The organism is Enterococcus sp. SMC-9 (assembly GCF_021011285.1).
GTDB lineage: Bacteria > Bacillota > Bacilli > Lactobacillales > Enterococcaceae > Enterococcus_C > Enterococcus_C montenegrensis.
The window spans coordinates 333,083-356,093 of the sequence record NZ_JAILYE010000004.1; the positions used below are offsets into that span (position 1 = coordinate 333,083).

General features: G+C 37.9%; 21 protein-coding genes. 9 read left to right on the forward strand and 12 right to left on the reverse strand.

What is annotated here, in order from left to right:
• Window positions 1-322 precede the first annotated feature (322 nt).
• A complete protein-coding gene (locus tag K4422_RS08065; protein ID WP_230710411.1) occupies window positions 323-1,189 on the reverse strand; it encodes an ROK family protein in 867 nt (288 codons plus the stop codon).
• A gap of 253 nt (window positions 1,190-1,442) precedes the next feature.
• On the opposite strand from K4422_RS08065, the gene K4422_RS08070 reads away from it, so the two are divergent.
• Together K4422_RS08070 and K4422_RS08075 are read left to right on the forward strand one after the other, a co-directional pair.
• Window positions 1,443-2,498 (forward strand): GntR family transcriptional regulator, encoded by a 1,056-nt coding sequence (locus K4422_RS08070; RefSeq protein ID WP_230710413.1) that lies wholly within the window; start codon window positions 1,443-1,445, stop codon window positions 2,496-2,498.
• Window positions 2,488-3,111, forward strand: a complete 624-nt coding sequence (locus K4422_RS08075; RefSeq protein WP_230710415.1) for a GyrI-like domain-containing protein — start codon at window positions 2,488-2,490, stop codon at window positions 3,109-3,111. The genes K4422_RS08070 and K4422_RS08075 overlap by 11 nt, the downstream gene beginning before the upstream one ends.
• 67 nt (window positions 3,112-3,178) lie before the next feature.
• Here K4422_RS08075 and K4422_RS08080 read toward each other — a convergent pair whose 3' ends face one another.
• Window positions 3,179-3,517 (reverse strand): YlbF family regulator, encoded by a 339-nt coding sequence (locus tag K4422_RS08080; protein ID WP_206903934.1) that lies wholly within the window; start codon window positions 3,515-3,517, stop codon window positions 3,179-3,181.
• A gap of 50 nt (window positions 3,518-3,567) precedes the next feature.
• On the reverse strand, window positions 3,568-5,721 hold the full coding sequence (locus tag K4422_RS08085) for a PBP1A family penicillin-binding protein (RefSeq protein ID WP_230710418.1): 2,154 nt from the start codon (window positions 5,719-5,721) through the stop codon (window positions 3,568-3,570).
• Window positions 5,722-5,914: 193 nt separating this feature from the next.
• Between K4422_RS08085 and K4422_RS08090 the strand changes: the two genes are divergently transcribed.
• A complete protein-coding gene (locus K4422_RS08090) occupies window positions 5,915-6,769 on the forward strand; it encodes an RluA family pseudouridine synthase (protein ID WP_230710420.1) in 855 nt (284 codons plus the stop codon).
• A 512-nt stretch (window positions 6,770-7,281) separates the two neighbouring features.
• Here the strand turns inward: K4422_RS08090 and K4422_RS08095 are convergent.
• Window positions 7,282-8,271, reverse strand: coding sequence for a M23 family metallopeptidase (locus K4422_RS08095; RefSeq protein WP_230710422.1), 990 nt, complete (start codon window positions 8,269-8,271; stop codon window positions 7,282-7,284).
• Between the two features lie 269 nt (window positions 8,272-8,540).
• Window positions 8,541-9,260 (reverse strand): pseudouridine synthase, encoded by a 720-nt coding sequence (locus K4422_RS08100; RefSeq protein WP_230710424.1) that lies wholly within the window; start codon window positions 9,258-9,260, stop codon window positions 8,541-8,543.
• Window positions 9,261-9,405: 145 nt separating this feature from the next.
• On the opposite strand from K4422_RS08100, the gene K4422_RS08105 reads away from it, so the two are divergent.
• On the forward strand, window positions 9,406-9,837 hold the full coding sequence (locus K4422_RS08105; protein ID WP_206903938.1) for an 8-oxo-dGTP diphosphatase: 432 nt from the start codon (window positions 9,406-9,408) through the stop codon (window positions 9,835-9,837).
• A gap of 91 nt (window positions 9,838-9,928) precedes the next feature.
• On the opposite strand, the gene K4422_RS08110 is transcribed toward K4422_RS08105, so the two are convergent.
• The 4 genes from K4422_RS08110 to K4422_RS08125 form a co-directional block, all read right to left on the reverse strand.
• Window positions 9,929-10,660, reverse strand: a complete 732-nt coding sequence (locus tag K4422_RS08110; protein WP_230710426.1) for a hypothetical protein — start codon at window positions 10,658-10,660, stop codon at window positions 9,929-9,931.
• Window position 10,661: 1 nt separating this feature from the next.
• Entirely contained in the window at window positions 10,662-11,516 is an 855-nt protein-coding gene (locus K4422_RS08115) for an ATP-binding cassette domain-containing protein (RefSeq protein WP_230710428.1), read from the reverse strand.
• On the reverse strand, window positions 11,513-11,881 hold the full coding sequence (locus K4422_RS08120; RefSeq protein WP_230710436.1) for a GntR family transcriptional regulator: 369 nt from the start codon (window positions 11,879-11,881) through the stop codon (window positions 11,513-11,515). Before K4422_RS08120 ends, K4422_RS08115 begins: the two co-directional genes overlap by 4 nt.
• A gap of 262 nt (window positions 11,882-12,143) precedes the next feature.
• Complete coding sequence (locus tag K4422_RS08125) at window positions 12,144-13,013, reverse strand: LysR family transcriptional regulator (protein WP_206903942.1); 870 nt, start codon at window positions 13,011-13,013, stop codon at window positions 12,144-12,146.
• A gap of 259 nt (window positions 13,014-13,272) precedes the next feature.
• Between K4422_RS08125 and K4422_RS08130 the strand changes: the two genes are divergently transcribed.
• Both K4422_RS08130 and K4422_RS08135 read left to right on the forward strand, forming a co-directional pair.
• Window positions 13,273-14,754, forward strand: a complete 1,482-nt coding sequence (locus K4422_RS08130; RefSeq protein WP_230710437.1) for a YfcC family protein — start codon at window positions 13,273-13,275, stop codon at window positions 14,752-14,754.
• A gap of 19 nt (window positions 14,755-14,773) precedes the next feature.
• Entirely contained in the window at window positions 14,774-15,961 is a 1,188-nt protein-coding gene (locus K4422_RS08135) for an amidohydrolase (RefSeq protein ID WP_230710440.1), read from the forward strand.
• A 127-nt stretch (window positions 15,962-16,088) separates the two neighbouring features.
• On the opposite strand, the gene K4422_RS08140 is transcribed toward K4422_RS08135, so the two are convergent.
• Complete coding sequence (locus tag K4422_RS08140; RefSeq protein ID WP_206903945.1) at window positions 16,089-17,729, reverse strand: putative polysaccharide biosynthesis protein; 1,641 nt, start codon at window positions 17,727-17,729, stop codon at window positions 16,089-16,091.
• A 209-nt stretch (window positions 17,730-17,938) separates the two neighbouring features.
• Between K4422_RS08140 and K4422_RS08145 the strand changes: the two genes are divergently transcribed.
• From K4422_RS08145 to K4422_RS08155, 3 genes are all read left to right on the forward strand, one after another.
• Window positions 17,939-19,450 (forward strand): UDP-N-acetylmuramoyl-L-alanyl-D-glutamate--L-lysine ligase, encoded by a 1,512-nt coding sequence (locus K4422_RS08145; RefSeq protein WP_230710442.1) that lies wholly within the window; start codon window positions 17,939-17,941, stop codon window positions 19,448-19,450.
• A gap of 157 nt (window positions 19,451-19,607) precedes the next feature.
• Entirely contained in the window at window positions 19,608-20,477 is an 870-nt protein-coding gene (locus K4422_RS08150) for a sialate O-acetylesterase (RefSeq protein WP_230710496.1), read from the forward strand.
• Window positions 20,478-20,491: 14 nt separating this feature from the next.
• Entirely contained in the window at window positions 20,492-20,731 is a 240-nt protein-coding gene (locus tag K4422_RS08155) for a hypothetical protein (RefSeq protein ID WP_230710444.1), read from the forward strand.
• A gap of 137 nt (window positions 20,732-20,868) precedes the next feature.
• Here the strand turns inward: K4422_RS08155 and K4422_RS08160 are convergent, their stop codons facing one another.
• Complete coding sequence (locus K4422_RS08160; RefSeq protein ID WP_230710446.1) at window positions 20,869-22,407, reverse strand: WD40/YVTN/BNR-like repeat-containing protein; 1,539 nt, start codon at window positions 22,405-22,407, stop codon at window positions 20,869-20,871.
• A gap of 169 nt (window positions 22,408-22,576) precedes the next feature.
• Complete coding sequence (locus K4422_RS08165) at window positions 22,577-23,008, reverse strand: hypothetical protein (RefSeq protein ID WP_230710448.1); 432 nt, start codon at window positions 23,006-23,008, stop codon at window positions 22,577-22,579.
• Window positions 23,009-23,011 lie beyond the last annotated feature (3 nt).

The following is a 23,011-nucleotide window of genomic DNA, read 5'->3' on the forward strand; positions in this document are numbered from 1 at the left end:
ATTAAATTCAAAAAAGTTTTACATCTATAAAATTCAGTGGTAAAAAAAGACGTTAAATTCCTTTATATCATACCATTTATCACCTATTTCGTCATCACAAATACGAAAATTTGTTCGCCTTTTTTAAAAGGAAAATGCCGCCAAAAAAATTGACTAAAACAATACGCGCTGTTTTGCAAACTGCCTGCAGCACAAAAATAAAAGTGGAATTTTAGAAAATTACTCCTCCAGTCTTCTAAAATTTTATCCTCGTCAACAAAAAACAAACAATCAAAAAGCGTAACAGCTAGGTTACGCTTTTTAAGATTGTTTGGTTATTTTTCTATTTCGTTTTCACAGCATCTTCTGCTAACAATAAACAGCCCGTAATGCCACTTTCATTTGGTAAACCCCAACGCACGATATATTCACTAACCGGTGGTGTCTCCACATATCCCGCTACTTGCTCCACAAAACTTTGGCGAATTTTCATCAACAAGTGATCTTGATTCATTACGCCCCCACCTAGAATAATCCGTTCTGGTGCTAAGGTTAGAACATAGCTCATTAGTGCTTGGGCAATATAATACGCTTGAATTTCCCAAATCGGATGATCTTCTGGTAGATCTTGTCCTTTAATCCCTGTTCTTGCTTCTAGACTTGGGCCTGCAGCCAAACCTTCTAAGCAATCTTTGTGATAAGGACATTTTCCTTCATAATCATCATCAGGATGACGTTTTACATGGATGTGTCCCATTTCAGGGTGATTAATTCCTGAGAAGATTTTGCCGTCAATTACGACGCCTCCGCCAATTCCTGTTCCCACTGTTAAATAAATACAGCTATTTTTACCTTGGGCCGCCCCTTTTTTTAACTCCCCATAGGCTGCTGCGTTTACATCGGTCGTCCAAACAAAGGGAATATCATATTTTGCTTTCATTTGACCCAAGAAATCAAATTCAGACCAGCCAGGTTTTGGCGTTGCTAAAATATAGCCGTAATTATCTTTACTTTCGTTAATACCGATTGGTCCAAAAGAACCAATTCCCATAGCGCTAATTTCATACTGATCAAAAAAGGCAAAAGTCCCTTGTAATGTTTCTTCTGGCGTAGTTGTAGGAATACTCGTTTTTGCTATAATATTTTGTTTTTCATCGCTGACCGCACAAATAAATTTTGTCCCGCCTGCTTCAATACCGCCGTAATACATTTTACATCCTCCTAATTTTGGATGGCACAAATCTATCTTGTTGTACCAAATGGTTCTTTTCATCTGTGCTATCTTATTTTGCTAAAAATTTTTCTGTAAAATTTGATATATCAATTTATAAAATGATTATACTTGGATATACCCAACATGTCTACGCTTTCAGAAATATTTTTATTTATGTATGAACAAAAAAGAATATGCTATCATAGCAAATAGATATATCAAAAATCAGCTAAGACATGAGGTATCAATCGTGACGCAACCGTTATATCAAAAAATAAAAACAGACTTAAAAAATCAAATTATTAGTGGCCAGCGCCTTTCTGGTAGTAAATTACCTACTGAAAAAGAGCTTTCAGATAGTTATCACGTCAGTCGGATTACAGCAAAACGCGCCTTAACTGATTTGGAACAAGACGGTTTCATTACCCGCGTTCAAGGCAGCGGCAGTTTTGTCAAAGAATTTATCCCTAAAAATGCTCCCCGCAGAATTTTATTGGTTTTACCTTTAGAAGAAAGCACAGAGCTTTCCATTGCACCCTTGAGTGAAGGTGTGATGGCTATTTTACAGGCGGAAAAAATCGATGTTCTGCTGACCAATTTCGATTTTTTAACACATCGCAACACACGTGATATTACAAGCGAGTTTGATGGTTTAATTTACTATGCGCGTAATGAAGAGGCTCATCTGGATCTACTCGTTGCGCTAGCTTTGCAAAATTTTCCTGTCATTATTTTAGATAAAAAAATACACGACTTACCTTTTCCTGCTGTTACTGCTGATAATGAAGTGGGGGGCTATCTAGCAACTAAGCATTTGCAACAATTAGGACATAAAAAAATCGCGTATTACTTTGGTGCGAAAAACCATCCTCAGTCAACACGACAACGTTACTTTGGTTATTTGCGGGCATTATCAGAAGAGAAACTCCCTTTTCATACTCATTTAGAGGATACTTACCTAAGCGGGGAATCTTTAAGTGATTATTTACGTCAAAATAATGTGACAGCTCTCGTGTGTGAAAATGATCTTTTTGCCTTAAGAGCGATACAACAATTGCGCCAGCAAAATTGGCAAATTCCCGCTGAACTTTCTGTCACAGGCTTTGATGATACTCCTGCTGCTCGTTTTTTTGATCCAGCATTAACGACTATTTTGCAAGATTTTAAGAAAATTGGAAACACTGCGGCTAAATTGTTATTAAGCTGGTTGCAAGCTGGCAAACAACCAACAGACAGGAAGATTTCTGTAAAATTAATTCAGCGGAATTCAACAACAGCGCTAATAGGAGGAAATTATGAAAGTTGATTGGAGCAAGCAAGAAAAATCACTGTACTTTGCCAAAAAGCCAACGTTAGTCACTATCCCCTCACAACAATTCATTACGTTAAGCGGAGAAGGCAATCCCAACGACGCCTTATTTGCTGAAAAAATTGGCGCTCTTTTTCCCATTGCCTACAAAATTAAAATGGCAATAAAAAAAGGAGCGCTAAAAACGGCAATCGACTATCGCGTTTATCCTTTAGAAGGTGTCTGGACAACTACGGATGGCTCACAAGGAAATAATTTGAATAAGGATGCTTTGAAATACAAAATTATGCTGCGTCAGCCAGAGCTCGTAACCAAAACTTTTTTCAATGAAATAAAAGCAGATCTAGTAGCAAAAAATAGTAATCCTTATTTTAGTGATGTGAAATGGGAAGTCTACGAGGAAGGTTCCGCCTTACAAATGGTCCATGTCGGTCCTTTTGATACCGAAATTAACACCTTCAACCAAATGGAGACTTTTATGGCTGAAAATGATTTGGCCAAAACTGTTCTGATGGAAGATTATTGGCATCGAGAAATCTATTTAAAAGATTTTCGCCGTACGCAACCGGAAAAACTGCAAACATTGTTGCGTTACAAAATTAGAAATTAATTTTTAATTCAATCACAATAAAAAAAACGGATGTAGTTTATTAAACCACATCCGTTTTTTTTATTTTTTAGTTATATAATTCATGGACAGGGCCCATGATAATGCGGTTTAAGTCATTAACTACGGCACTAAAAGCTTGTTCTTTTTGCATTAATTCGTTAATTAAATCTTCTTTTTGTACTTTTTCAGCTAATTCTTGCGCTTTTTTAGCATCGTCTTCTGAAATTTCTTCACCAGACATCATTTTTTCATGCAAGCCTTGTTGTAACTGTTGAAATTCTTGGAATAACGCATGAGCTTCTTGGTTTTCTTTCAAGCGGTCAAAAGATGCTTTTAAGTCGCCAAATTGTTCTGATTCGCGAATTTCTCGTTCCAATTGATTTGCTGTGTCATAAATGTTCGCCATGATTTGTAACCTCGCTTTTATTTGATATGTTTTATTGTAACATAAAAAATTTAGTTGCCATTTAGTTTGCCCCAAATATCTTGAAAGACACGTTTTGCACCTTCTTTTACCTTCCCGCCAATTTCGCTCAAGCCATCTTTGGCTTTTTCTGCGAAGTCATCTACGTTCTTGCTCCAATCGCTATCACCACTTTGATCGCGATTTACCTCATCGGCTGCCACAACTTTGCCTTTTGTTTGATAGGCATCTGCTACGGCAAAACCAGATTCTTTAACGTGAGGTAAGATATTGGCGGCTTCGGCTTGAAAAATCTTACCGACAACATCGCCGCTGGTTCCTGATAAATAATGTTCCTTACTGCTTTGTTCAAATCCCAACCATGTAGCAATTACAACATTGGGCGTATACCCTACAATCCATTGGTCATTGGCTTTACTTGAGTCAAAGTTGGTTTCTGTTGTTCCCGTTTTACCGGCCATTGTGTAACCCGGATTGGCTTGTGCTGCGGTCCCATTAGAAAATGTGCCCAATAACATACTGGTCATTTGATTGGCTGTCTCTTCAGAGATAACACGTTTACCTTTTGGCTTCGTGTTATCAACGATAACTGTCCCCTTGGAATCAACAATCTTCGTGATGACATGTGGTGTGTAAAGCTGCCCACCATTTGCAAAAACACCATAAGCTGCGGCCATTGTCATTGGCGATTCGCCTTTTTCTAATCCACCTAAGGCCACTCCGCCCCAGTACTTGTCTTTTTCTGATAAAGAAAGACCAAATTCTTGTGCCTTTTTATAGCCTTTATCAATCCCGATTTCGTGGAGCAACCAGACTGCAGGTGCATTTAAACTCCAAGCAACAGATTGATACATCGGTACTTCGCCAGAATACGTACCGTCATAATTTTTTACATCGTAGAACTTTAATTTCTCATCTTTTAAGATACTATCTGGTTTATATCCCGCTTCTAGCGCCGGTGTGTAAACACTGATCGGCTTAATCGTCGAACCTGGCGAACGTCTCATTTGCGTGGCAAAACTAAAGCCGCGGAAAGTATGCTCGCCACGACGCCCAACTAATGCACGAATGCCACCCGTATTTGGATCCATTGAAACTGATCCAGATTGGGGCATCGCACCATCGGCGGCATTTTCTGGGAAATTATTGGCATTATCATACACATTTTGCATTTGAATTTGTTGTTGTTGGTCTAATGTTGTATAAACTTTATAGCCTTTGGTTAAAATATCAGAATCATCAATATCATACTCGGCTTCTGCTTCATCTAAAACAGCATCGATAAAGTAAGGATATTTATTGCCACCATCTTCGTTATCATACGCATCATATAAAGAATCGGCAATGTTGGTTTGTTCGACTTGCTTTTCTTGTTCTTTAGTAATCTTACCATTATCCACCATCACACCTAAAACAACGTTGCGGCGCTGATTAGCTAAATCGGGGTGGTCAATTGGATTATAAATATTGGGACCTTTTAACATTCCTGCTAGTGTTGCCGCTTCACTTAACTCAACTTCACTTGCATTTACCCCAAAGTATTTTTTAGAAGCATCCTGTACACCCCAGACACCATTACCAAAATAAGCATTGTTTAAATACATGGTTATAATTTGATCTTTGGTATATTTCTTTTCAATCTCAATCGCTAAAAATAGCTCTTTTGCTTTTCGACTAAAGGTTTGATCCAACGTTAGATACGCATTTTTAGCTAACTGTTGGGTAATCGTGCTCCCGCCACCACCTGAAGTATTACGATTAATCACGGCTCTAACTGCAGCCCGGGCAATCCCTTTAATATCAAAACCGTGGTGGTGATAAAAATTACGGTCTTCTGTTGAAACCACCGCATTAATAATATTGGGAGAAATTTTATCGATTTCGACATAAGAGCCCTTGCCAGAACTCAATTTTCCAGCAGTATCCCCATCTTTATCGTAAATGACCGTTGTATTCTTTAAATCCGATTGTAGGCGATCAACATCTACTTGTTTGGATAAGTAAAATAAATAACTGCTGGTAACCAATACTGCCACCAAACCTAATAAGATGATAATTTTATTCACGTGATATTTCTTCCATACCCGTTTGCGCCATTGATGAAATTGCTGTAAATAAGGCTTAAGCCATTGCCAAAAAGACAATAACGCCCCTTTGATTTTTGTCCAAATTTCTTTTGCGTCCATAACAATCTCCACTCATTTAATTTGTGTCAGTTTAACAGGAAAGGTTCCACCTGACCTGCGTCTTTAGACTGAAAATAGCATATTTAACTAAATCTAGCACATTTTAGCAAAGAAAATGCAGTAATTCGTTACATTTTCCTTAAATATCTTTTAAAATAAAGCAGAGCTTAAGAAATATGAAAAGAGGACTACCATGGAATATGCAATAACACTACCGGTAAATCAAAAAGAGATGACCATTCGTGAGCTATTGGAAAAAGAATGGCTGGTTCCTAGAAAGGTACGCCATTTTTTGCGAGTGCGCAAAAATGTTCGTAAAAACGGTGCACCTGTAATGTTCCATGAACACTGCCAAGCCGGCGATACCATTACCCTAACGATTGAAGAAGACGATTATACCTATCAAGAGGTTGCATTGGGGGATAAAAATAAGATTGTGGTTTTATACGAAGATGATCACTTGATTGTAGTGAATAAAGCTTATGGCGTTAAAACACATCCCAATCAGGCGCAAGAAACAGATACACTCTTAAATGATCTTGCAGCCTACTTAGCACCTAAAAAGCAACGTCCTTATGTTGTCCATCGCTTGGACAAAGAAACTAGCGGTGCAATTTTATTTGCTAAAAATCCTTTAGTATTACCAATTTTAGGTCGCCTATTGGAACAAAAAAATATTTATCGCCAGTATCAGGCCGTCGTTAGTGGCCATTTGGCCCACGCTGTAACCATTACAAAAAAAATCGGACGCGATCGTCATGATCGGCGCAAACGAATTATCGATGAAAGAAACGGGCAAACTGCCATTACCCACGTGACAGTTCACCACGCAGGCAGAAAAAGCCAAGTCTATTGTCAATTAGAAACCGGGCGCACCCATCAAATTCGGGTCCATTTAAAAAGCATCGGCCACCCTATTGTTGGTGACCCTCTGTATGGTACCCAAAAAGCCCCTCGCCTAATGCTACATGCCAGCCAAATGCATCTAGAACATCCTTTTTCGAAAGAAAAAATAGTTGTCACCGCCACCCCCGGCCTATGGGAATAAGAAAAGCGGAATGCACTGGGCAGCTCGCCAATTAGAAAAGCATTTCGAACTCGTTTTGCTTCTAAGCATTAAGATGGGATTTCAATAAATTGTTTTCCAAATTTCTTGAAATTTCAGCTTAGTGCCGAAAGAAGTTAGTTCGAAATGCTGGACAATAAGAAAAGCGGAATGCACTGGGCAGCTCTCAAAAAATAAGAGTGGGATTTTCAGAAATTGTTCCTCAAATTTCCGAAAATTTCACCTTATTTCTTGGCGAGCTAGTGCATGAAGTTAGACAATTAGAAAAGCATTTCGAACTCGTTTTGCTTCTAAGCATTAAGATGGAATTTCAATAAATTGTTTTCCAAATTTCTTGAAATTTCAGCTTCGTGCCGAAAGGAGTTAGTTCGAAATGCTGGACAATAAGAAAAGCAAAAGGTACCGGGCAGCTCTTTAGAAAAACACAACAGCCCTCAAACTTCAGCGGAAAATACGCCTGAAATTTGAGGGCTATTTAAATTTTCACTTTATTATTAGGCACCAATTAATGGCGCCGGATCAACAAAACCATCCCACATCCCCGTTGCAACACCGAAGTGCAAATGGACGCCGGTTGAATTACCCGTAGTACCCATGCCGCCAATTCGTTGGCCGACACTTACATTAGCCCCATTACTTACTTCAATAGTCGTTAAATGAAAATAATAGGTGTAATAGCCATTATCGTGTTTGATAATTACGTGATTACCACAGCTAGCATCAAAGCCTGCTTCTACAACAACACCATCTCGCGCCGCCATAACTGTTTGACCAGTGGAACCTGTTAAATCAATACCATCGTGATGTTCATTCCCTCCACCTAAAGGCATTTGGCGCCAGCCAAAAGGACTGCTGACATTTAGACTTCCTACCAGAGGAGAAGCAAAACCTGTTTGCGCTACTTTTTCAGCTTGTTCTTCTTCAGCTTTAACTTTTGCCGCAAGTTTTTCAATTGTTGCCTTCTTTGTTGCAATCTCTTTTTCAAAATTGGCCTGTTCTTGTGCTAATTTTGTTGCTTTGGTCGCTAATTCTTGGTTCGTCTGTTCTAGTTGTGCCAATTTTCCTTGTAAAGCAGCAACTTCAATTCGTTGACTACTTTGTTCTTCTTTCAATTTTGTTACTTGTGCTTCAATTTGTTCTTTTCCTTGTAAGCCATTTAACAAATCAAGGGAAGAGCCTAAAAACGATGCCGCTACTTCTGCTTGTTGCGCTTCTTTTTTAGTTAATTTTGCCTTAACAGCTGCTAGTTTTTCAACTTCTTCATCGAGTTGTCCTGTCAGTGTCGTTTTTGTTTCTTCGTTTATTTTAATTTGGGATTGTGTATCTTCTATTTGTGATTTAAAATCATTTATTTTTGTTTCACTTTGCGTCACATCAGCTTTCACTGTTGCTAATTTGTCGCTATTTTCAGAAGCAAAAGCGGTTGTAGAAAAGAATAAACTTCCTAGAAGTGAAATTGTTAAAATTGTTTTTTTGAGTTTCAATTAATGACCCCTTTTCGTTTTTTTGACTTGCTTAATTTAGCATGATTTTTCATGAAAAGGATAACAGCCAACTTACAGTTTTATTGCAGCGGGCATGCCTTTTTGTAATGAATGCGTTTTTATTTACAATAGGATTTCTAAATTTCAGCTAGATTACACAAAATATAATTTTTTCATAAAGAGATTATGAATTTACAAAATAATTCTTTTTTTGACGATAAAAAAAGTGCCACTTCAAGAAGTGACACAAAAATTTCATTGTTTACTTTTTAACTTTTAGTTAAGATCGCTAGCTCCTCTAAGGTCAACGGGCGATATTCTCCCAAGGCTAAAGCTTTATCCAAACGAACACCGCCGATGCGATCTCGTCTTAAATACACGACTTTTTTGCCAACCGCTTGGACCATTCTTTTTACTTGATGAAACTTTCCTTCGTGAATAATTAAAGAGATTTCTGATGTCTCTTTTTCTTCATCAACCTTTAAAATCGTCAATTCTCCTGGTAAAGCCACTTCTCCTTTATCTAACAATAAGCCTTTGGCAAAAGCTGTCACATCTGCTTGACTTACGATACCTTCAACTTTAGCAAAATATTCTTTTTCCACATGCTTTTTAGGTGCGAGGAGACGGTGAGCCAAATTGCCGTCATTGCTTAATAAAACAAATCCCTCTGTATCTTTATCCAGACGCCCAACTGGAAATAAATCCGGTCTAAAATCCGGCTTTTGCAAAAAATCCATGACCGTTTTATGTTGCGTATCTCTTGTAGCAGAAATAACCCCGGCTGGTTTATTTAACATATAATAGAAAAATTGTTGATAACTAATTTTTTCACCGTCAAAAAAAATTTCGTCTGTCTCAGGCTTCACTTGAAATTTGTCTTGTTTTACAGTTACTTGGTTAACCTTGACTAAACCTTTTTTTATGTAGCTTTTCACTTCTTTGCGGCTGCCTATCTGCATATCTGCCAAAAATTTATCTAAACGCATGGCTCCTCCTTGTTATCCTATCTGACGATATTTTTATTATCTGCACTTGCAAACTTGCAACACACCTCTAAAAATAGAAATATCCACACTGCCTTCTGATTAACAATTCTACCAATTTATTATACAGTAAATACGAGGTGAGAAAATGAAAAGAAGCTTTTCCGTACAACTAACATGTATGTGTATGATTTTCAATAATCGCAATGAGATTTTAATACAAGACCGTAAGAAACCAGATTGGCCTGGTTGGACATTTCCCGGTGGTCATGTTGAAGCTGACGAATCGCTGACTACTGCTATCATCCGCGAAGTCAAAGAAGAAACCGGCCTTGTCATCACACCGCAGTTAATGGGCGTTGCAGAGTGGCTCAACAAAGCCGATGGCAGTCGCGAATTAGCTGGACTTTTTACCGCTAAGACTTCTTTTGAACCCACCATTATGGGAGAAGGGAAACTTTTTTGGCTGCCAGAAAATGAGCTTCCCACAAAGAAACTTGCAGGTACGCTAGCTGATTTATTGCCTATTTTTTATGGTACACAAACGCAATATTTTAAAGATAATACCCCAGAAAAATAAACAGCGTGATTGTAGTACGTTGTAAAAAATAAGACAGCCTATCTGAACTAATTGTTCAGACGGCTGTCTTAGCCATGCTATTTCATTACAATTACGCATTGATCCGTTTTACTTCTTGGCGGCGATTTAACAGGTAAACTATTACTAATAAAATCAAGCTTACTACAAAAATGAAGCCAATAAATTGCCAGCTATTTAAACCGTTTGCCCCTAATCCAATTACCAATTTAATAAAATCTATCACTGCCATTTTGGCAGCAGGTGATAATAACTGAAATAAAATGGAGCCTAAAATGACGATGCCCAAAGAAAGTGCACCAATTGCTAAGCGCAGATAACCATCAAAGCGATTTAAAAGTGCCCCAATCATCATTCCAATACTGGCGGCTAAAATAAGAAACACCCACAATAAAAACATTGATGGCCAAAAATCACCACCGGTAATCAACGTAATCAGTTGATATTGTAAGAAGAAATTTGGAATCAAGCCCCCATTAAATAACTCAAACAACATTTTCAAAACGATGCTTAGACCAAACGTCAAAATCAGACTCGAAACAAAATTTGCGACAAAAATATGCAGTCGTGAAGTTCCGCATTGAATAAAGAGTTTAAAATCATTGCCCACACTCGTAATAGATAAAATCATGATATAAATCATGGCTGGAGCTAATAAGTCTACGTGAACATTTGTAACCCCATCTATCAGTAACATCGGCATTAATGGAAAAATAACCGCAAATAAAAGAAAGAAACCAAGGTAAATCAACACCGAGCGCCATTGTACGGATAACTTGTATTGAATTGCTGTTTTTAATTTCATTTTACGCCACACCCTTTTTTGTTAATTGGACAAAATATGCTTGTAAATTAAGGGGAGCAACGGATACCCCTTGTGGAATATCTTTTGGTGCCGCACCTTCAATATAAACACTAAGCATCCCACCTAGCTCATCTTCACCAATAACCTTCAGATCACTTACCACCTGTGCCACGATTTCTTTTGGCCCTGTGATTACTTTACCTGCAGCTTGAATAGCTTCTGTTGTGGCTTCTCTTAGTACTTTTCCTTCATCGATAATAATGACCTCTTCTAACAAATTTGCGACTTCTTCAATTAAATGAGTAGAAATAACAAATGTACGGGGACGCTTAGCATAAGCTGTTAATAAATAATGATAAAATAAATCACGATGGTTTGCGTCTAGGCCCAAGACTGGTTCATCTAAAAAGATGTAATCTGCTGGCACACAAAGCGCCATAATTAATTTGGCAATGCTGCGATAACCCGTCGATAATTTTCGCAGGCTACTTTTTTGTTCCAAGCCAAATCCAACTATCATTTCTTCTGCCAAAGCCCAATCAAAATCCCCATAAAAGTCAGCAGTTAATTGAAAGCATTTTTTTACTTTTAAGTTTCCGGGATATAAGTTATCTTCTGACATTAAATAAATTTGATTTAAAGCTGCTTCGTTATCTACAAGAAGGAGGCCATTTAACGTGATTGTTCCATTACTGGCAAAACTACGGTTAGCGATAATATTTAACAGTGTACTCTTCCCCGCACCATTACGCCCAAGTAAACCATATATTTTTTCGGATTGAATATTCCAATTAATCTGTTGCAGCGCTTTTTTATCTTTATACGTTTTGCTAACTTCTTTAATAACCAAACTCATGATTCATACCCTCTTTCAATTAGGTCTTTCAGCTGCTCTACTGTAATACCTAATTTCTTTGCTTCTGTAACAATTTGTAATACTTCATTCGTTAAAAAAAGTTCCCGCCGATACTCTCTAACTTTTTGTTGTGCACTTACTAAAACAAACATGCCAATTCCTCTTTTCTTTTCAATCAAACCCCGTTCAACTAACAAATTCATCCCTTTTAAAACGGTCGCAGGATTAATAGCGAAACTTTTTGATATTTCTGTTGTAGAGGGAATTTGTTCACCTTCTTTAAAGGAGCCGTTTAAAATTCCTTCTTCAATCTGTTCAGCAATTTGTTGAAACAAGGGCGTTGTACCGGAATAGTCAAATTCCATTCCTTTCACCTCAACTTCACATTAAACTTAACTAGTTAGTTACTTGTGTAACTAACTATATATCCAGTGATAAAAAAAGTCAACTAAAAAAAGCATCTCCACTGGAGGATGCTTTTTAAATAACTTAGAAACTGACAGAAGATATTGGCAACAATCAAATGGAAAGTTTACAAAAGGGATTGTTTCCACCAAAGTTAGAACCTTTAGTAAAACAGTAAATTTTTAGTACCAGAATGAAAAATGTTCTAAAAAGAACTCCACCTTATTGCGGTGGAGTTAAAAAATCTTGCTGCAACTGGCGAATGAGGGATTCTGCAAATAGTTTCTTATTTTTTTCTTCCCATTTTTCAGGATAAATTAGCCGAATGGGTGCTGCTTCATTGTATATTTTTAATACGTGATAATCATTTGGATTAAAACAGCCATCACTTACCACACCCAGGCACATTTGACTTTCTACTCCCGTTACAACCATCAAATCACCTTCAACGTGAATTACTTGTGCAAATTCGTTGGTGTCCTTTAAGACGTATTCAAAGATCACACTGGCTTTACGGTCAATTAGGACCGGCAATTTTTTCATTAAAGAAGCATCTTGCAATATTTTCTCATACGTTTGACAAGACGCTATTAACACCAGGCTTTCGCGTTTGATTGCTAAACTGGTAAAATCTGCTGGTACCATTCGATCGGCAATAATCCCCATGTCTAATTTGCCTGCCCTTAGACGTTCTAATGTTTCATCACTTGTACCGTGAATTAAATCAAAACGAACTTGGGGATGATCAATTTGATAATTTACCACTTTGGTGACTACCATTTCTGCTAAATAACGTTCCAAACCACCAATTTTTATGACTGTTTGCCGAGATGCCGTCGCTTTTACTTGCTCTTTGAAATGGCCATACGCAATTAAAGCATGCTGGGCATAATTATATGTCAACTCCCCGATTTCAGTTAAGCCATATTGAACCTTTCCTTCGTTAAATAATGGAAAACCCACAGCTTGTTCCAGCTCGGCTACATGCTTACTGATTGTCGATTGACTGTACATTAATTTTTCAGCAGCCGCTTTAAATGAAGAATAATCGACTGCATATTTATATGAGCGTAAAATTTTCAAATTCAACATCCTTTAAACCTCCTAAAAAGGCAAGTCAACATTCCAAAATGGAAAGTTGGCCGCCTTTTTTTCTCGTTATTATTATAGCAGAAAGTAAGCGCTCTATGAAAAGACAATTCTGGCAATTCTTGGTTAACCGTTACGAATTTTTTTAGTACTTTTCCCTTTATTTATCCTTCGTCTGTATTCATTTGAAGTGCTAAAAATTTCAAGCTGATGAATTCTTACGCTTACTTTTACAAAAACTATTAAAAGGAGTCGTTTTTTTATGAAAAGAAAAATGCCATCATCTTACGCCATTTTATTTGGAATTATCTTTCTGATGGTTGTTTTAACGTGGCTTATACCAGCAGGTCAATACAATTTAAACGAAGCCAAACAGTTGATTCCGGGTACTTATCATCATGTTACACAAAACGAACAAGGCTTTTGGGATATTTTAAAAGCACCGGTCGTGGGTATGCTAGGTGACGACAAGACCTCTGCTGCGATGCCAGTGTCATTATTTATTTTAGTAATTGGTGGTTTTTTAGGCGTGGTGAATGCGACTGGTTCCCTAGATGCCGGAATTAGTTCCATTGTAAAGAAATATCACGGTAAAGAAAAACGCTTAATTATTGTCCTCATGATTCTTTTTTCACTCGGAGGTACGACTTTTGGCATGTCAGAAGAAACATTAGCTTTTTACCCTTTACTCTTGCCTGTTATGTACAGCATTGGCTTAGATAGTTTAGTCGCAGTAGGTGTCATTTTAATTGGCACAACAGTAGGTGTCTTAGCATCTACCGTTAATCCTTTTGCTACAGGGGTTGCTTCTCAAGCAGCGGGGATTTCACCTGGTCAAGGCATTATCTGGCGACTTGTTTTGTGGGTAATCTTAACTACCATCGCCATTATTTACGTCTATCGTTATGCGCAAAAAATTGAAAAAGATCCAAAAAAATCCCTCGTCTATAATCAGCGCAAAGCGGATTTGGCTAGTTTTAAACTCCAAGAGATCGACACGATGAATCAAAATCAAAAACATGTGATTGTCGCATTTATCGCAACCTTTCTTGTCATGATATTAGGCTTGATTCCTTGGCAGACAATCAATCAAAACTTTACTTTCTTTGCCAACTTGCGAGACAGCATAATCAAAATTCCTATTTTAGGTAAAATGATTGGCTCAGATTTCCCCGCTTTTGGCGACTGGTATTTTACTGAAATCACGATTTTATTTATTTTTATGGCAATTGTAATTGGCTACTTATATAAGATGAATGAAAGTACAATTGTGCAGCATTTTGTCACTGGTGCCAAAGACATGATTCAAGTTGCTTTAATTGTCGCAGTTGCCCGCGGGATTCAAGTCGTGATGAATGACGGAATGATTACGGCTACGATTTTACATTTTGGTGAAACGACATTAAGCAGCCTGCCGCCTGTTTTATTTACAATCTTGACTTATATTTTTTATATTCCAATGAGCTTTTTAATTTATTCTACTTCTGGTTTAGCCTCTGCCACAATGGGGATTATGAGCAACTTAGCAGACTTTGTTCACGTACCAAAAGATTTGATAATTACAGCTTTTCAGGCTGGCTCTGGTACCATGAACTTAGTTAGCCCGGCATCGGCTATTATGTTGGGTGTATTGGGCATTGCTCATATTGAATACGCTACTTGGTTAAAATTTACCGCAAAACTTTTAGGTATCATTTTTGTTGTTGTCTGCTTTGTTTTAACCATTGCTACCTTATTTAGTTAAAAAGAAAGGAGTCCTTTTTATGGACCAATTACAAAAATTATTTTTAGAAAAAATCTCCCTTAATGAACAAACTGCCTACGATTTAAATGATGATTTAGCAGCACATCCCGAAATATCGGGACAAGAATTCCGCTCGGTCAAAAAAATTATTGAAATTTTAAAGGCTAAAGAAATTGCCGTTACTGAAAATGTTGCCGGTTTACCTACGGCTTTTGTAGCCCATGTTATTCCCGGTGAAAAAACACAACCCAAAATTGGGATTTTAATGGAATATGACGCCCTACCCGACATTGGTCACGCCTGCGGTCATTGTGCTAGCGGTAGCTTGAGTCTCTTAGCCGCATTAACATTAAAAGAAATGGCACCTACTGTTTCTGCTACTATTGATTTAATTGGTACACCAAATGAAGAAGCGACTGGTGATAAAATCACGATGGCAAATGCCGGTGTTTTTGATGACTATGCTTTTGTGATGATGATCCATATGAACAGTGACCAAACCTGGCCTGCGTGTCGTTTCTTAGCTTTAAGTGAAATCAAAGCGACTTTTACCGGTCAAACAGCCCACGCGGCAGCTGCACCTTGGCAAGGAAAAAACGCCTTAAATGGCGCGATGCTAGCCTGTCATGCAATTGATATGGCCAGACAGCAAATGAAAGATGGCAGTCGCGTCTCTTATATCTTGCCCCAAGGTGGCACTGCTTCAAACGTCATTGTCGACAAAGCGGAATTAATCATCAATATGCGCCATGCCAATAAATATGATTTAGCCGAGAATTTTAGCAAAGTCATAAACTGTTTGGAAGGTGCTGCACAGGCTACGGAAACTTCTGTCACCTACGAAAAAACAGGTGAAGATTTTGATGATATGAATTTAAATGCCCCTGGAATTGCAGCTATTGATGAAATCATGACGGCCATTGAGCTACCTCATTGTGATGAACCCGCAGGAAATGCTACCGGCAGTTCTGATATTGGGAATGTCAGCTATATTTGTCCGGCTTTTCATCCTATGATGGCAATCTCTGATCACTGGTTTTCTTTACACACCAAAGAAGTTACCACTATCATGCAAACTCCATCTAAAATTCATCCTGTAATTTTAGGTGGAGCAAAAGTTATCGGATTATTTATTCTCAAAACATTAAGCGATCAAAAATTGATGGAATCTATCCAAGCAGCTTTCCAAGCTTCTCTAAAAGACTAAACCTGCCTTTACTGAATGCCTTTTAAAGATGCTTCATGATGCTTCAAGCTACTAAAAAAACTGCTCTACTTGCAAAAAGGGACTGTGAAAAAAATATCACAGTCCCTTTTTCTTATTTGTCTATTTCTTACATATGCAGGCGTCGTCTGATTTTTTCCGCTGTCGTCCCTAATAATTTATCGGCTAAGCGCACCCGCAAGACCATAAAGACATAGCTGGCCCCACCAACAGCAGCAACCCCTAAAATCATTACAAATGATTGCAATTTACTATCGGTATCTAAAACCAGCCCCATTAATTGGCGCATGATAAATGCAATCACTGTCATAATCACTGTCATGATAAAAATCAAAACTGTCCGCCGGAAAGTTAAAATACGATTGAAGCGAGAAATTTTGTGCAATTTATATAAATTCAAACCACAGGTTACCCCAAAGCCAATCATAGTAGCTAAGAGTGGACCATAAACTTCAAAAACCATGATTAGTGGAATCTGTATGATAATTTTAATAACCAAGCCAATGACAAAATAACCAATCGCCGCTAAGTTCTCATACATTCCCTGCAACATATTTGAAGTCATCATGTAAAGCCCTAAGAAAAGACCAGAAATACTTGCTTCAACTAAAACACTCGCACCTAAATGACTTGGGGCATAAAACAAAGTATTCAACGGATAGGCCAAAACAATCATCCCAAATGTTGCAGGAAACATAACAAATGCAAATAATTGCAAATTGTTACTAATTAATTTAGCTAGTCCTTTGTGATCCCCACGGGTTTTCGCCTCGGTAATTAAAGGCAAGCCAGCTAGTGCCATAGAAGTTGCCAGACCAATTACCACCATCGTTAATTTATCTGGATTGGCACTAAAAATGGAGAACAAAGAAGTCAGTTGATTTTGTGAGTATGCAGTAAAAGAGGACATCACCCGCACAAAAGTAACTTGGTCGACAAGTTTAAAAATCGTAATTCCTGATCCGATAATAATAAAAGGAATGGCTTCTTTAACTGTTTCAATCAGTAAATCTTTGGCATCCAAATTGACATTGTTGGCACTGTGTTCAATTAAGTAATCCATCCGCACTTTATCTTTTCTAAGATAATAGACTAAGACTAAAATACTAATAATGGCTCCGATAAAAGCAGCAAAAGTTGATTGCGTTACGGCAGTCGTGTATTCTCCTTTGGCAACTTTCATAATGATGAAAGTTGCAAGTAGCATGTAAAATACGCGGGCGACTTGCTCTAAGACTTGGGAGATGGCAAAAGGCTTCATCTCATTTTGACCTTGGAAGTAGCCACGAATAACACTCATACAAGGAATAACTAAAATCGCAACACTTAAAGAACGAATTGTTGGGATCAGCTCTGCGCCACCACCGGAAATATCTGCTAGCCAAGGTGACATCAAATACATGGCCCCTGCTGCAATTAGACCAAAGACGGCCATAACCTGCAAGGCGCGATGTAACAATTTGCGACTGGTCGCGTATTCATTTAATGAATTGTAATAGGCTGTTTGTTTTCCGATTGCGGCTGGAATGCCGGCAGTAGAAAGCATCATGAACAAGGCATAAAAATTATACCCCATGTTAAACAACGCGTTGGCTTGGTTAGCATGCTCTCCCATCCAGTAATACCAAGGCATGATATAAATCGCCCCTAAAAGACGAGAACCGATATTGCCAATCGTTAGCCACGTGGAACCTTTGGCCATTTTTTCTTCAGTGGATAGTTCCTGTTGCGCCACGAATTTTTCACTCATTTATTTTCTCTACTTTCTATTGGTTTCAAGACATATGTTCTATTTTACTTACAAAAGTTCCCTCCGGCAATCTTTTTTGAGTAAATTTAATTGATTTGCAACACCTGGCAAAATATGTCATAAAACTGACTTTATTTCCTGTTGGTTGGTAGCAACTTTAATTAATGCTATAATACAACCGAAGTAAAATGTAAAGTGAGGCCTGTGCCATGACATTAACATTAGAAAAAATCAGCGCAATTTTGCTGAAAAATGATTTACTAAAAGAAATGATTACGCCGACTGGTTGGCATTTAACCTGCGTGGATTTACCAAAAAAAGAATTTAGTAGCGTAACTTACGACTCTCGTAAAGCAGATGCGAACAGTTTGTTTTTTTGTAAGGGACTTAATTTTAAAGTTGACTATTTAATCAGCGCACTAGCCAATGGTCTAGAAGTTTACGTGGCAGAAGCGCCTTTTGACGTCAGTGCAAAATGTGCCATCATTGTCACAGATATCAAAAAAGCGATGGCACTGTTAGGAGCGGCTTTTTACGACCATCCCGAAAAAGAATTAAAATTAGTCGCTTTTACTGGGACAAAAGGTAAAACAACAGCGGCTTATTTCACCCACGCGCTCTTGGCTAAAGCAACAGGAAATAAAACAGCTTTGTTGTCGACGATGAATACATCTTTAGATGGCAAAACTTATTTTAAATCTCATTTGACCACGCCAGAATCCCTAGATTTATACCAAATGATGCGCCAAGCTGTAACCAATAAAATGACCCATTTGGTGATGGAAGTTTCTTCGCAGGCCTATAAAACAGAGCGGGTTTTCGGTTTGACTTTTGACGTGGGTATCTTTTTAAATATCTCCCCTGACCACATTAGTCCGATTGAGCATCCGACTTTTGACGATTATTTTTATTGCAAGCGGCAGCTCTTACGTCACTCGAAAAAGATGATTTTAAATTCTGGTAGTGACTATTTTGCACTGTTAAAAGAAAACTGTGAATTATTGCAAACACCATATATTTCCTACGGTCGCAAAAATGCCGACTATCTAGTCACTAGTGGCCAGAACAAGCATTTCACAGTTACTAGCAAAAATGACGAATTACAAATTGCTGCAGATTACAGTATCCAATTAGCCGGAGATTTCAATCAGGAAAATGCGACTGCGGCCCTTTTAGCTGCGGCGATTGTCGGTGCTGATGTGAAATCTGCAAAAGATGCCTTAGCTACTGCCCGCGTTCCAGGACGAATGGATCATTTATTCAATACAAACGGCGCCAGTGTTTATGTCGATTACGCCCATAATTATTTGAGCTTAAAAACTTTATTGGAATTTGCCCAAGCAGAACATCCCACAGGGCGTGTAATTGTCGTGCTAGGTAGTACTGGTGGCAAAGCAATTTCCCGCCGGGCCGACTTTGGTAAGGCATTATCAGAACATGGAGATGTCGTTATTTTAACAGCAGATGATCCCGCTTTTGAAGACCCACAAAAAATTGCCGAAGAAATTAACGCTCATATCACCAATGAAAAATTGGAAGTTCACTTTGAAATGGATCGCACCAAAGCTATTGCCGCCGCACTTGCCTTAAGTGATTCTGCTGATGCTGTGGTCATTGCCGGTAAAGGTGTCGATGAATATCAAAAAATCAACGGTGAAGATATGCCTTATGAAGGTGACTACTTCATTGCCCAGCGCTTAATCAAGGAAAACCAAGCATAAAACATAAAGTGCAACTTACTTTCTTAAATAAAAAACTTATTCACAGCAAACGACAGTCTACTTTGAATAAGTTTTTTTATTTTTACAAAAAGACGCTCTAAACTTTGTCACGCTTACCAAGTTGAGGTACCATTTAATTAGTACAGATAAATTAGGAGTGATTTTCTTGCAAAATTTAACGGTTCATCGCCCTACCTCCATTACGGAATTTCGCGGTTTGTTAGAAAAAGAAAGAGCTGAATTAAAAAAACACTACCCACAACCTTTAGAGTCTAAACAAGATGGCGTGGATATAATTCTTTTTGCTGGTCAAAGTAATATGGCGGGGCGTGGAAAAGCCCATTTGGCTCCCTATGTTAAAGAAGGCTACGAGTTTCGTCCGGTAAGTGCGCCTAAAAAACTTTTTCATCTGCAAGAGCCCTTTGGAAAAACTGAAGACAACCCGACTGGGATTAATGATGAAAATAAAAAATCAGGCTCGCTTGTTAGTAGTCTTGTAAATGCGTATTACGACTGTACCCGTCGCATTGTAGTGGGAATTTCTGCGGCTAAAGGCGGGAGTAGTATTTTAGAGTGGCAACCAAAAAGTCCTTATTGTACCGATATTTTAGAACGTTTACAACGTTGTGAAAATTTTTTGCACCAGCAAAATATCCCAATTAAAAGTCGCTTTTTAGTTTGGTGCCAAGGTGAAACCGATGGCGATCACGCCATGAGTAGCGCTGAATATAAAATGCGCTTTACCGCCTTGCAAAAGGCTCTATCTGAAGCGGGGATAGAGGAAACTTTTCTAATTCAAATTGGCAATAAAAAAGATGAACCAAAAAAATATCAACAGATTATTCACGCCCAACGAGAACTTGCCCAAGAAAAACAAGTTGTTTTAATCGCCAATGCCTTTGAATGGATGGATAGACTAGATTTAATGAAAGACAATTATCATTACACTCAGACTGGTTATAATTTATGTGGCGATCAAGCAGGACTGAATTTAGCCGCTTATATTTTAAATAAGCCCACGCTTTAAGACGAGGTGAAAAAATGAAAATCGATGCATGTAAATCAAAAATTGTACAGTGGGATAAAAATTTTGGACTTTTACTCCCAGAAAAAATGTTGGATGCCGCTGGTTTTCCCGTTGACAGCGAACTTTTGGTAACATTAGAAAAAGACCTTAACGGTAAAACACGGATCATCATCACCGCACCAGATGATGCGATTATCAATTTACCTATCAAAGAAATGCAAGATTACAAACGCAGCTTTGATGGCCGTATTTAAATGTTTCCTGCTAAAAAAGCCCAAATAAACTGAGTATCCCCAAGCAATAAAGCTTCCTGTAGGTGAATCTCAGACTTATTGGGGCTTTTTTACGATGACTTCTTAAACCTTCTAGCCGGCCTAAAACTACACGTCAGCTAATCGACTGGTGTAACCTCTGACAGCTCGCGGACAAATTCCCATGTTTGCCCGCCATCATTGGAACGATACAAGCAGGCGTACATATGCCCTGTCTTTTTTGTCAGATAAAATTTAGCTTCTAAAGTCGTGCTCGTAAGTTCTGTCACCTCATTTGGCGGCTGAAAAATATCTAAGCCGCCTAATAAATATTGCTCTTCTACATTGACCACCGCTTCATGATACGAACCTCCCGCATTTTTGGTATAAAAAATATTTTCTCGCGTGGCAATAAAGCCAAGCTCTGTATTAATAAAACTAACATTTTGAACCGGTGCATTCAGCACTTTACTTTTGGCTTCATACCAATCTTCCCCATTGTTATGGGTAATAAAGCACGTCACCTCTTCAGCAGAAGTGGCACCAATTTTAGAAATTGCCACTATTCCACTACCATTTTCAAAAAATTGTACTTTTCGATAACGCAAGCCACTCACTTTTTCTCCAATCTGTCTTTTCTGCCAGGAATTACCATTATCATTTGAAATTAGTAAATATAAATTGAGATAGTCCCCAGCTTCAGTGGTATAAAGATACCAAGAAAAATCTTTCCCGATTTGATACGTGTCCTCCATAAAATAACCAAAAGGAATTTCACCACTGGTTAATAAGTAACTCCCGCCTCGTAGCCAATCTGCTTTTAAAGGTACGAATTGCCAATGTGCCCCTTGATCTGTCGTTTGAAACAGCTGATGGGTTTTAACATCGAGATAAAGTTCATTTTTTTGACTCGCAATTTTATCAGGAGCTGCACCTTGTTGCTTTAATAGCCCTGTTATCGGACTGTCTTCTACTACCTCGGTCTTTAAATCAGCTGGTGCTGCTGTATTATTTTGCAGACTGCTGGTTACCTGCGCGACATAAAACCATAGTCCGCCCACTATCAAAAATACCATTCCTATCGCAATCGCTAACTTCCCAGCTGGTTTTTTATTGGATAGTTTTCCTGATCGTACATGTCCTTGCCTACTCTCAACAGCTAGCAGAAAAATTCTTCCTCTAGTTAAGCCCCAGCCCAGATCCTCCACACCAATCATGAGCTTATCGCCATTGAAACGTTGGGTTAAAAGAACACAGTCACTTTTTGCTAGTCTAATTTCTTTTTTCGTCTTTAAAAAGTATTCATCCACATCCTCAATTACCGCAGGAAAACCCGCCGATCTTCTAACACGTTTTTCCAACCAATTTTGAAAATCGCTTTTGATGACAAAATAACTAATCAAAATGAATAACATCATTATCAGACATAGGCTGAGTAAAACTCCGCCGCATAAATTAGAAAAACGATGTAACCAAATTATTTTTTGTATTGCTGCAATTGACATCACATGCTTTTGCAAATAGTGATACACCACCGTACCAAGACCAAAGAAAAAACTGGTCACCAGGAATGCTAGACCACCAAAAAAAAGAAAAAATTGTTTTTTTGACTGTTGTAAAATGGCTAAGATAATTTCTTTGCCGCTTAATAAATCAATAATTAAAAGTTCCTGATCCATATTCTACTCCAATTAAATTTTCTTTATTATGCAAGAAAATAACAAAAAAAAATAGCGCCTTACAAAAAATTTAAATTAGACGTAGGCCAAATTGAAAAAAATTATCAGCTCTTTAAACAAAAACAGCGGATACTAAAATTATCTTATTTTCCGCTGCCAAACTATTCTTTTATTTTTGTAATTTTTTTGACTTCTTTTGTTGCCTAAAAAAATATATGTAAAAAATCATTTGAGAGACAGCGAATACTAACAAGCCGACATAGGAGAAACGGTCACCAATTTTGTCAGTTGAACTTGGCTGTGAGATAAAACTAAATTGAATATAAACGATAAAAAAACTACAAAATAGCCCCACTGCAAGTCCCTTTAAATTAGGCTCTTCACCAAAAAAGTAGGCTTTTTGTAAAAATTGATACCATAGCGCAACTGTAAAACTAAGAAAAAAATTGAGATAGAACATATTGAGTGAATCAGAAAAAAGATATTCAAAAAAGCCACTACTAATAACCGTTAGTACTGCTAAAACCCAAAACGCTACACCTAAGCTTTGCCAAAAAACTAATTTTTCTCTTTCATCTCGCTGATAACGTCGTACGTTCATTTT

Coding starts and splice junctions, on each gene's coding strand:
- K4422_RS08115 (WP_230710428.1), bottom strand. CDS start 11,516: ATGAGTTTGGTTATTAAAGAAGTTAGCAAAACGTATAAAGATAAAAAA.
- K4422_RS08110 (WP_230710426.1), bottom strand. CDS start 10,660: ATGAAATTAAAAACAGCAATTCAATACAAGTTATCCGTACAATGGCGC.
- K4422_RS08120 (WP_230710436.1), bottom strand. CDS start 11,881: ATGGAATTTGACTATTCCGGTACAACGCCCTTGTTTCAACAAATTGCT.
- K4422_RS08075 (WP_230710415.1), top strand. CDS start 2,488: ATGAAAGTTGATTGGAGCAAGCAAGAAAAATCACTGTACTTTGCCAAA.
- K4422_RS08100 (WP_230710424.1), bottom strand. CDS start 9,260: ATGCGTTTAGATAAATTTTTGGCAGATATGCAGATAGGCAGCCGCAAA.
- K4422_RS08085 (WP_230710418.1), bottom strand. CDS start 5,721: ATGGACGCAAAAGAAATTTGGACAAAAATCAAAGGGGCGTTATTGTCT.
- K4422_RS08130 (WP_230710437.1), top strand. CDS start 13,273: ATGAAAAGAAAAATGCCATCATCTTACGCCATTTTATTTGGAATTATC.
- K4422_RS08105 (WP_206903938.1), top strand. CDS start 9,406: ATGAAAAGAAGCTTTTCCGTACAACTAACATGTATGTGTATGATTTTC.
- K4422_RS08135 (WP_230710440.1), top strand. CDS start 14,774: ATGGACCAATTACAAAAATTATTTTTAGAAAAAATCTCCCTTAATGAA.
- K4422_RS08080 (WP_206903934.1), bottom strand. CDS start 3,517: ATGGCGAACATTTATGACACAGCAAATCAATTGGAACGAGAAATTCGC.
- K4422_RS08145 (WP_230710442.1), top strand. CDS start 17,939: ATGACATTAACATTAGAAAAAATCAGCGCAATTTTGCTGAAAAATGAT.
- K4422_RS08140 (WP_206903945.1), bottom strand. CDS start 17,729: ATGAGTGAAAAATTCGTGGCGCAACAGGAACTATCCACTGAAGAAAAA.
- K4422_RS08155 (WP_230710444.1), top strand. CDS start 20,492: ATGAAAATCGATGCATGTAAATCAAAAATTGTACAGTGGGATAAAAAT.
- K4422_RS08160 (WP_230710446.1), bottom strand. CDS start 22,407: ATGGATCAGGAACTTTTAATTATTGATTTATTAAGCGGCAAAGAAATT.
- K4422_RS08165 (WP_230710448.1), bottom strand. CDS start 23,008: ATGAACGTACGACGTTATCAGCGAGATGAAAGAGAAAAATTAGTTTTT.
- K4422_RS08125 (WP_206903942.1), bottom strand. CDS start 13,013: ATGTTGAATTTGAAAATTTTACGCTCATATAAATATGCAGTCGATTAT.
- K4422_RS08090 (WP_230710420.1), top strand. CDS start 5,915: ATGGAATATGCAATAACACTACCGGTAAATCAAAAAGAGATGACCATT.
- K4422_RS08065 (WP_230710411.1), bottom strand. CDS start 1,189: ATGTATTACGGCGGTATTGAAGCAGGCGGGACAAAATTTATTTGTGCG.